Raw genomic sequence first — 10,315 nt, 5'->3', positions numbered from 1 at the left:
AAAGGGATAAATCCCGAGGATTTTAACCTGTAAGGGATTTGATTGATAAGTTGTTGGTTGCTACTATCTTGTTTCGTCGTAGTTTGTCCCACTGTGGGCAAAGGCATAATTACCCCTACTGAGATCAGACTAACTAGAGCTGTTGCCCAAATTTTTGGCCGTTTTGATTTAGTTGAAACCATACCGATACCCCCTACCTCAAATCCAGAGCCGCCTCTAAAATTTCACTTTTATTCTGTTCTAATTCACGCACTTCTGATTCATCCCCTAAAGCCCGATAACTGACCTGGGCTTGCTCTAACCACTGTAACGCTTCTTCTTTACTATCAAGAATTAGGGTGATAATCACTAAACTCTTTTGTATTTCCGCTTGACTGTTTAAATCTGATGCTGTTTGAGCCAGTTCTAAACCTTTGAGGTAACGCTCCTTTGCCAGTCGAGTTAACCCCACTTGTGTGTAGGTATTCCCTAGCAGTTGATAGGTGGCTACCAAATTATTACCATCTTTGATGCTTTGTTCGAGGATATCAATCGCATCATATTTCAAGTCTTCGCTGAGGTAAAAATGGGCTATGGCTAAGGTTTTTGCTTCTTCACTTAACTGTTTTTGCTGGAGTTTCTCTACTTCTTTTAATAGGGTGGTAGCTTTCTTTTCATCAAGTACCCGAAAACCAAATACCCCTTCCTCTATAGAACGTTGACCGTTGTCAGTCTCAACAATTAACCAATAATAACCAGGTGGTAGAGGTTGTTCCCCTGAATAAAGAATTTCTGTCTCCCTACTGTGGGTTTTCCAGTCTAGATCTAATCCTTGTCCACGAATCCTAACAGAGTAACTTTCTGCACCTTCAACCTGATGCCAGCGTAGGGTGGGTCGGTTGTCGAGTAAGGATGTGTTCCTCGGACTTAATAGATAAGGAATGTTTTGATTATTTGCTGCCCTAGTAGGAGCGGTATCATCCTCTGAGTGAATTATTCTATTATCTCTGGTGGCAGGACAGCCTTCATTAACGGTGGAAGTTCTTCCCGGTTCAGGTTTCCAGGTTGTCCAGTTGGAACACAGCACTTCAACCGTAGCATTTGAGCCTACCAACAGCTGATAATCCCCCCTGAGTACAGAACCAATAGAAGCTGGTTGAAAATTTGACCAATTGGGCTTCTGGAATTTGACTTCACCTGGAGGACCCAAGGCGATAATTAGGTTAAACCTTGGTATTTGAGGCAGGGCAGGTTTGATGAAAGTAACTGCCACACCTAGCCCCAGTGCAAAGGCAATTAAGGTTTTCGATTGTTTTGACCACATGATTGATTGTCCTCCTTTAATTTTTTATGAGCTAAGCCCAGCCACAGATCCTCATCAGGATTAGCACTTGAGCCGAATTGACAACATTTTTGCCACTGGTTCAGGGCTTTGGTTTTCTGGTTTTGTCCTTGATAAACCTGAGCTAATAAGCAGTGGGCTGAACCGCGATTAGAGATTCGTTTACTACCTTCTTGACTACTTCCTAGAGAAACAGCACCCAGGATAAATTTCTCCGCTTCATACCAGCGCTGTTGCTTAAGCCTTGCCCAACCCAAGTTTTTCATCAGGTCGTATTTAACTTTGATACTGGCTTGCTCAGCCTTGGCTAAACCTTTTAAGAGTAGGGGTATAGCTAAAGATGGTTTGTTGTTCAGAATATGCAAGCGACCTAAGTTGTTATAGGCTTTGACAAAACCGCCTTTTACGGCGAATTGGTATTGAGTTCTGGCTTTATCAAACTGTTGTAAATCTTCGTAAACAAAAGCTAAGTTGTAGTGAGCTTTGACATTATCAGGATTAAGGGCTAACGCTTGCTGATAGTGGGCTTCAGCACTGGCTAGTTGACCTTGGTTATACTTTTCAAAACCTCTTTTATTGGAGAAATTAGAAAAATTGGGCAGATAAAAGTGAAAACCTAGTAAGATTACCAGTAATAACTCCGTCGCCCCGAGCTGGGCTTCCGCATGAAAATGCTTGGGAATACCCAGTCGGATTAATAATTTATCAAATCCTTCTTGTCCGGTTTCCGTTAGTTCGCTGATCCCTTGTAATACGGTCAAAAGACTGGGAAAAGCAATTGCTACTGCTCCCGCAAATCCAGTGCCTGCTATCAAAAAACGAGGCAGAAGGTCGATTAACAAGCCAAGATTCGCCGTCCAGCCAGCAATGCTCAATCCTCGCCATAACCAATCCCACCATTGCCAGCGGGCAAGCTCCGCTTCTGTTTCTAAATGCCACCACCAAGCTGTGTCTGGGGGTTCCAAACTAGTTCGCCAGCTGGCAAAATCAATAACTTTGCTGATCTGCCAAGCATTTTGTTTGAGGCGCACATCCAAGGCAACAAGCTTTTTTTGTTGGTGATAAGAAGGGTAAACTTGTGCCTGACCAACAGCCTGAACAAAATCCCTAGCATTTAAAACCACGATAATTTGCTTTTCAGACATCGGTGATGCTGAATCTTCAAGGTGTTCAAGGGCTATTTCGTAAGTCTTGAGAGCCTCATCTAAGGGAGGATTAGTCATTTACTTTGTGGGTCAAAGAAGCAAAAATTAAACTTAATTGTTATTGCAGCTTATATAGTTATATAGTTGATTTTATAGATTTGTACTACTAAGCTCGAAAAGCTTGACTGTAAGCATTCAGCAGTCAGCCGTCAGCCGTCAGCCAAGGGCATCAGCTGATACGCGACACGCTGATAGCTGATAGCTGATTACCTGATCTAGGGGTAATTGCAGCTGGCTCACATTTTTTTGTTCCCGCTTTTTATTGTAGGGCGCAGGCTAAGTAATAACAACCGTTAACATAGACGTTACACTTCCCACCCTCCCCACACTCCCGACTCCCTCGGTGCCCTTGACCCATTAAGAATTAAATTCGCCACGGGTCGCACCGCTCCCGACTCCCGACTCCCGACTCCCTAAAAAAAAATCGGTCAAGTTTGGGTTAACCCCAATCCTTGACCGAATCTGTACTTGAAGGTTCCACAAGTACAGCTCAAAATGGATAATTTCAGATCTCAATTATGGCATGATTCCCGAGTTAGTCAGCAACTGCTGAAAAGCAATAACATTCCAACTCATTTTGCTTCATGTTGCTTCATCCTCCTTCACCAAACATCCTTCACAATTCCTGATTTGCCAGGGGGCAACCCTGGCAAACTCCTATCTTAATCTACGTAAAAGTATCGAATCAAAAAGGTCATAACCTCACCAGGATTTCCCGTAGGCTCCGGAGTGCTCCACTCGTCCGGCTCCGCATACTTAAGGGAATAAATGGCATTAATTGTATTCCGAACCTTTTCAGGAGAACCGATCAAAAAGAGCTTGGCTTTCTTGGGTAAGGCACCTTGGTTGTCGGAAGGAGGAAAATTGTTACTCATCTGAAATTATCTCTTGAGTTTGTTGACACTATTAATTTATCAATAAATCAATATATTGTCAAGGGATTTTAGAAATTTTTTTTTATTAGGAAATCGGGAATCGGGAATCGGGAATCGGGAATCGGGAATAGTAATAAAATTACTCGTAGGGTGGGCAGTGTTTCAGAGCGATAAGATTAGCTTATAATCGGTATTTTAAGCACTGCCCACCGACATCAAATCAACTATATTACTCGTAGGGTGGGCAGTGGTTTAGACGGATAAATCAGTTTTTAATCGGTTTTCAACACTGCCCACCTATATTAATCGTAGGGTGGGCAGTGGTTTAGACGGATAAATCAGTTTTTAATCGGTTTTCAACACTGCCCACCGACATCAAATCAACTATAAAATAGAATTTATTTGTCTAGATTTTTAATAAAATTACTGGTCTGGTGGGCAGTGCCTAATACCAATTCAAAACCTCACAATCCTGTTGGTATCCACTGCCCACCCTACATCTACATATACTGATCTGGTGGGCAGTGCCTAATACCAATTCAAAACCTCACAATCCTGTTGGTAAGCACTGCCCACCCTACATCTACATATACTGATCTGGTGGGCAGTGCTTCAGACCAATGCAAAACCTGACAATGCTTTTGGTAAGCACTGCCCACCCTACATCTCTCCCCATCTCCCCATCTCCCCCATCTCCCCATCTCCCTATCTCCCCATCTCCCTATCTCCCCATCTCCCTATCTCCCCTGGCCATAAAGCAAATCGATAATTGCCATGAGTTTTTCTTAAGTTAAGGTACTTATTAATAAATTATTAATATTAAGTTAACGGCTTATGTTTCTGGGGCTTGTGCCTTTACCATAGAGTAAAGTAAATGATTTTAGTAAAATACTTCAATAAATATAATGGATGTATTTGCAGTACAGTAAAAAGTAATTACCTACATGTAATGTAACAATTACCTACATCTAATTTAACTGTGCAACTAACTAACCAAATTCACTTTCGTAACATTAGGGGGGATATTTTTGGTGGACTAACCGCCGCCGTTATCGCCCTCCCCATGGCTCTTACCTTCGGTGTCGCCTCCGGTGCTGGAGCAGAAGCTGGTTTGTGGGGTGCTGTATTAATTGGCTTTTTTGCTGCGGTATTTGGAGGTACTCCCACCCTAATTTCTGAACCCACTGGCCCCATGACAGTGGTGATGACAGCGGTAATTGCTAACCTTACGGCTGCTAATCCAGAAAACGGCATGGCTATGGCTTTTACCGTGGTCATGTTAGCCGGAATTTTTCAAATTCTGTTTGGTTTTCTGCGCCTAGGCAAATACATTACTTTGATGCCCTACACCGTCATTTCCGGTTTTATGTCGGGTATTGGAATCATACTAATTATTTTGCAAACGGCTCCTTTTTTGGGTCAAGGTAGCCCTAAGGGTGGCGTCATTGGCACAGTTACTAGTTTGCCCACACTGATAGCAAACATCAACCCGGTTGAAACTGTTTTAGCTGTTTTGACCGTAGCAATTATTGTTTTAATGCCCCGCAAATGGAAACGCATCTTACCACCCCAGTTGCTAGCATTAATTCTGGGAACAGTTTTGTCTTTGGTATTTTTCTCTGGGGTAGATATTCGCCGTATTGGGGAAATTGCTGTTGGTTTGCCTAGTTTGCGTCTACCGGTGTTTAGCACTGAACAGTTACAGTTAATGGTGGTTGATGCTTTGGTGCTAGCTACATTGGGCTGCATTGATGCATTACTAACCTCCCTGGTTGCTGATAGTTTAACCCGTACCGAACATGATTCTAACAAAGAGTTAATGGGCCAGGGTTTAGGTAATTTAGTATCCGGTTTATTTGGCGGTATTCCTGGAGCTGGCGCAACCATGGGAACTGTGGTTAATATCCAATCCGGGGGTAGGAGTGCCCTTTCTGGAATCGCCCGTGCTTTAGCATTACTAGTAGTTGTGCTTTGGGCCGCCCCCCTCACCAAAACGATTCCCCTTGCTGTTTTGGCTGGTATCGCCCTCAAGGTAGGTATTGATATTATTGACTGGGGTTTCCTCAAGCGTGCCCATAAAATTTCTTGGAAAGCATCCCTGATTATGTACGGGGTGATTTTACTGACTGTTTTTGTTGACTTGATTGTGGCGGTGGGAGTAGGAGTATTTATTGCCAATATCCTCACCATTGAGCGTCTTAGTGCTCATAGAGCAGACAGTGTTAAGGCGATTACCTATGACGATGAGGAAATTCAGCTTTCCCAGGAGGAAAAAGTACTATTGGATCAAGGTGACGGTCGTATTGTACTCTTTCATCTCAGTGGACCGATGATTTTTGGGGTTGCAAAAGCAATTTCCCGTCAACACAATGCCATTGAAGGTTTTGATGTGCTGATTCTGGATTTCAGTGATGTACCTATTTTAGGTGTTACCGCTTCCCTAGCTTTGGAAAATGCCATTCAAGAAGCCTTAGATAAAGGTCGTGAAGTATTTATTGTAGGGGCAACAGGCAAAACCAGAAAGCGGTTACAAACCTTGGATATCTGGCAGCAGATTCCACCCCAAAACCTAGAATTGACTCGTTTAGAAGCACTGCGGTTGTCTCGTACCATGGTGAATAACTATCAAAATTATGCACCAAGTCAGGCACAAGCTAATTTTGATTTGTCAGCTGATATATAAGTTTTATTTAAGAGCCGTAGGGTGGGCAGTGCCTAATACCAATTTAAAAGCTGACAATCCTTTTGGTACGCACTGCCCACCCTACATCTACTTCTAGATTTTTAATAAGCCTCCCAGATCCGCTGTTCCTTTTGCTATATAGCATAGAAGCGTTGAATGTTTTAAACGTTCAACGCTTCTGACTTTTTCATACCTTTTGATAGTTGTTGAGTTAAAAAAAATTAAATTAATTTAAACTAACTTAAAATCTCGACGTCTTGCATAAATAGCCAACAACAGGGTGATAAGTACTATAACTACATCGCAAAAACGTAAGCATTCAGCCATCAGCTATCAGCCGTAGGGTGGGCAGTGGATCAGACCAATTGAAAAGCTGACAATCGTTTTGCTAGCCACTGCCCACCCTACCTCTATCAGTGAGCCGTAGTGAGCCGTAGGGTGGGCAGTGGATCAGACCAATTGAAAAGCTGACAATCGTTTTGCTAGCCACTGCCCACCCTACCTCTATCAGTGAGCCGTAGTGAGCCGTAGGGTGGGCAGTGGATCAGACCAATTGAAAAGCTGACAATCGTTTTGCTAAGCACTGCCCACCCTACCTCAACTTTTGCTTCTTGCCTTGCCCGTAGCGCTATATCAGTTTCTCCAAAAATCTGGAATGCTGGGGCTGTAGTTGGTAGCTAAGTATACATCTACAAAATTGTTAGTTACATGATTGCTCAAGCATTTGATGAGTTTTACCCCTCCCATCCAGTTCTGAGTGTAGTCTCTGGAGTAGACTCAGAATCAGAGTTAGCTTGGATACAAGCAAAAGAGTCTGCTGATCAAGTTGTCTTCAACAATACAGGCAAACATCTCAGTGACATTGAAACCACAGTACTTCAGGGTTCCTGGGAAGGGAAAACCTATGATCAGATCGCCAATAGGTATGGCTACAGTGCTGAGTATCTTAACAAAGATATCGGCAACAAATTATGGAATAAGCTCTCAGAAGCATTAGGCGAAAGGGTAACCAAAAAGAGTTTCAAACAAGCACTGAAAAGAGCATGGAAAAAGTGTCAAGGTAGATCACTTAGCACCAATGGAGAGCAGCAAGCATCTGAGCCGCTAACAAAGCTACCATTTCCGTCGGGTTGGGTGGCGCTGGATTCACCTCTTTATGTGGAGCGAGACAGCATCGAATCTCTCGGTTACGATACGGTGATTATGCCTGGTTCCCTGATTCGGATTAAAGCACCAAAGCTAATGGGAAAAACCTCCTTAATGATGAGGATTCTAGCTCATGCTCAATCCCAGGATTGTCAAACGGTTTATTTAGATTTGAGCAGTGTAGACCGAGCCATTTTAACGGATTTAGATAAGTTTCTACGCTGGCTCTGTTTGAAGGTTGGTCGGCAGTTAAAGTTAGACAATCAATTAAATGATTATTGGGATACAGAGATTTTGGGTAGTAATGATAACTGCACAGTCTATTTTGAAGAGTATTTACTGGCAGAAATAGATTGTCCCCTAGTCTTAGCATTGGATGAAGTCGATCGAGTTTTTCCCTACCCCGAAGTGATAGAAGACTTTTTAGGGATGCTGCGCAGCTGGCATGAGAAAGCCAAGATTTCAGATATCTGGAAGCAACTGCGGCTAGTGATAGCACATTCTACAGAAGTTTATATTCCCTTAGACTTAAATCAATCTCCCTTTAACGCCGGAATTCCAGTGGAGTTGCGAGAGTTTGACCAACAGCAGGTAAAAAATTTGGCTCAGCTCCATGGACTAAATTGGAATGATACCCAGATAGAAAAATTAATGACAATGGGATCTGGTCATCCCTATCTGGTACGGTTGGCGATGTATGAAATTGGCTCTGGCAAGGTAACATTCCAGCAGTTGTGGCAAGATGCACCCACAGAAGCAGGTATTTATAGCAACCATTTGCGGCGACATTTAGAAACACTGCAACAATCACCAGAGTTGCTTCAGGCCCTCAAGAAAGTTGTCACCTCATCTGAGCCAGTGGAACTCAATCCGATCGAGATTTACAAACTACACAGTATGGGCTTGGTAGAGCGACAGGGTAACTATGTTGTCCCTCGCTGCAATTTGTACCGGGAATATTTCTACCAAGTTCTAGCTTGAAGCTGAATAAGTTGCTGAAGTTAGTCTTTTCATGGAAAGCTGTGTAATTGTGCTTTATAGATAAGCATTCAGCTGTCAGCGGTCAGCCGTGAGCCTTTGGCTCACGCTGCGCGAACAGCTTTCCATAACTCAGATTAAACTTTTGCTTATAGCGCTACGCGCAAGTCAGCAAGGTTCTTGCGTCAGAAGTCAAAATTAAGCTATGACTAAGTTTCGGAGTTTATGAATGTAAGAATCTGAATGCGTAGTGCTATACTTTTTTTATTCAAAAGTTCCGTAGCTTCCTAATAGCTTATAAGCACATAAATTAGCGTTGCATTAGCTGATAGCACCTCAAGTAGCACCATCTGTAGCGCATTAGCTGATAGCTGATAGCTGATAGCTTACCTTTATAAATAAGCTGATGTGCATTTAAAATACACATCAGCCTGGTCTGGGATATTGGGTATCGAGTGTAGGGAAAGGCTTGATTTCACCACACCCTATACCCTAAGCCGTAGGGTGGGCAGTGCTGGCGGACCAATTGAAAAGCTGACAATCCTTTTGGTACGCACTGCCCACCCTACATCTCTAGGTTGTGAGTGGCTGGGGGATTATCTGGCGATTCATCCCGAACAAGAGGAACTGACAGACGGATTTTGTGGCTTGGGGGAAAGTCCGCAAGAACGGGATGACCACAAAATCCGCTAGCATAAGAAATGCTTAACCCGCTGGATTAGAGGGTATTTTTAGCACCTGCTTTGGATAAATTATGTAAGGATCTTTTATCCCATTCTCTTTTGCTATAGCGAACCAAAAGTCTTGAGTGCCATAGCACGTTGCACTTATCTTACTCAATGAATCTCCTGGTTTTACGGTATATTTTGGTCCACAGCTGTTGATAAAAGACATTTATTTACTTCTATGTAATTGATTAGCAAACCTAAATTATTTGCTCTGTTAATTGCCTTGATATCAATCATTATTTCCTGGAATAATTAGACCTGCCATGGGGATAAAATCAGGGATTTCAAGCAGTAGTTAAATACGTTTAGTGAGGTTTTATAGGGAAAAGTCAGGTTGAGCGTCAAATTTACTCGGAGTAACAACTATAATTTTCTAAAGGATACAGCCGTAGGGTGGGCAGTGCTGGCGGACCAATTGAAAAGCTGACAATCCTTTTGGTACGCACTGCCCACCCTACATCTCTAATTTGGATTTTCAGCTATCAGCTGATGTGCTACGCGCTGATTAATCAATTAGCAGCCGTAGGGTGGGCAGTGCTGGCGGACCAATTGAAAAGCTGACAATCCTTTTGGTACGCACTGCCCACCCTACATCTCTACCTCTACTTCAATTCAAGTAAATAACACCAAACTGATTATCGGTAACTTCCCCATCCGGACCCACCGTAAAATTGGATGTAATCAACCCTGTAGCCTTGATAAACACGCCAGTTCCTTGCACTATCTTCCAATCCACAACTCCATGATTCACACCTTCTTCGGGACTAGGACCAATAAACCCCTGACCTACAGTTTCAAAGGTTAGGGTATTGCCCGAGCCGAATTCAATCTTGCCATTCTCTAGAAAAGTTTCGGGAGTCAGAAACTCAACTGTAGAAACGAACTTTGCTACTTTTCCTTTAACAGTCTTAATCTTAGACTTTAGTCCTTGCTTGCTCACAACCGATGTGATCTTTGAACTGGGTGATTTTGTTGTCGCTTTTCAGACTGTTCCTTGATCGTTTTGTGGAACTGCTTGTCCAGTAAACTGAAGCGCGTAGATAACTTGATTGTCGTTTTTGAATCCACTTGATATAACTTTTGATATAAACATTGGATGGAACAAAATTACCAATGTGGCTGTTAGTGCGCTAATTAATAGTAGAACTCTTTTCACAATTGATGCCCTCTGTTAATTATTTTTTCCTTGTTTGCAGTTAACCAGCAACACCAGATTGTTTGACAAGGATAAAACCAGTTGTATATCCTCCAGTGCTACCTGCACCCCTTATCACTGAAGTTCCCCCATACAGGTGTACTATCAATCCCTCAAAGCTTACTGTGCTTGAATTTTGACATGCCGAACACTAGTACTACTGGGTACAAATCGAGGGTACGCC

9 protein-coding genes are annotated in these 10,315 nt (G+C 42.8%); 3 read left to right on the top strand and 6 right to left on the bottom strand.

Annotated elements, in window-relative coordinates; translation table 11 throughout:
• The 5 genes from F6K37_RS22855 to F6K37_RS22835 form a co-directional block, all read right to left on the bottom strand.
• Positions 1 to 182: hypothetical protein (locus F6K37_RS22855; RefSeq protein ID WP_287252326.1), on the bottom strand; the 182-nt coding region annotated here is incomplete at its 3' end.
• An 11-nt stretch (positions 183 to 193) separates the two neighbouring features.
• Positions 194 to 1,303 carry a tetratricopeptide repeat protein gene (locus tag F6K37_RS22850; protein ID WP_008189716.1) on the bottom strand — a complete coding sequence of 370 codons (1,110 nt, stop codon included), beginning with the start codon at positions 1,301 to 1,303 and terminating at the stop codon, positions 194 to 196.
• The gene (locus F6K37_RS22845; protein WP_008189714.1) at positions 1,276 to 2,544 is read right to left on the bottom strand and encodes a tetratricopeptide repeat protein; all 1,269 of its coding nucleotides are present in this window, start codon (positions 2,542 to 2,544) and stop codon (positions 1,276 to 1,278) included. The genes F6K37_RS22850 and F6K37_RS22845 overlap by 28 nt, the downstream gene beginning before the upstream one ends.
• Before the next feature lie 339 nt (positions 2,545 to 2,883).
• On the bottom strand, positions 2,884 to 3,042 hold the full coding sequence (locus F6K37_RS22840) for a hypothetical protein (protein WP_154659947.1): 159 nt from the start codon (positions 3,040 to 3,042) through the stop codon (positions 2,884 to 2,886).
• A 146-nt stretch (positions 3,043 to 3,188) separates the two neighbouring features.
• Entirely contained in the window at positions 3,189 to 3,401 is a 213-nt protein-coding gene (locus tag F6K37_RS22835; protein WP_287252323.1) for a hypothetical protein, read from the bottom strand.
• Positions 3,402 to 4,380: 979 nt separating this feature from the next.
• Between F6K37_RS22835 and bicA the strand changes: the two genes are divergently transcribed.
• The 3 genes from bicA (at position 4,381) to F6K37_RS22820 (ending at position 8,901) form a co-directional block, all read left to right on the top strand.
• Entirely contained in the window at positions 4,381 to 6,084 is a 1,704-nt protein-coding gene (gene bicA / locus F6K37_RS22830) for a bicarbonate transporter BicA (protein WP_287252321.1), read from the top strand.
• A gap of 708 nt (positions 6,085 to 6,792) precedes the next feature.
• Entirely contained in the window at positions 6,793 to 8,211 is a 1,419-nt protein-coding gene (locus F6K37_RS22825; RefSeq protein WP_287252319.1) for an AAA-like domain-containing protein, read from the top strand.
• Positions 8,212 to 8,616: 405 nt separating this feature from the next.
• A complete protein-coding gene (locus F6K37_RS22820) occupies positions 8,617 to 8,901 on the top strand; it encodes a hypothetical protein (protein ID WP_287252317.1) in 285 nt (94 codons plus the stop codon).
• Positions 8,902 to 9,543: 642 nt separating this feature from the next.
• Here F6K37_RS22820 and F6K37_RS22815 read toward each other — a convergent pair.
• Positions 9,544 to 9,876: a hypothetical protein gene (locus F6K37_RS22815; protein ID WP_287252315.1), complete on the bottom strand. Its 333-nt coding sequence runs from the start codon at positions 9,874 to 9,876 to the stop codon at positions 9,544 to 9,546.
• Between the last annotated feature and the right edge of the window lie 439 nt (positions 9,877 to 10,315).

It is taken from the genome of Moorena sp. SIO4E2 (assembly GCF_010671945.1).
Classification (GTDB): Bacteria; Cyanobacteriota; Cyanobacteriia; order Cyanobacteriales; family Coleofasciculaceae; genus Moorena; species Moorena producens.
The sequence above is the reverse complement of the archived record's forward strand: the minus strand, read 5'-3'. Positions and strand labels throughout refer to the sequence as shown.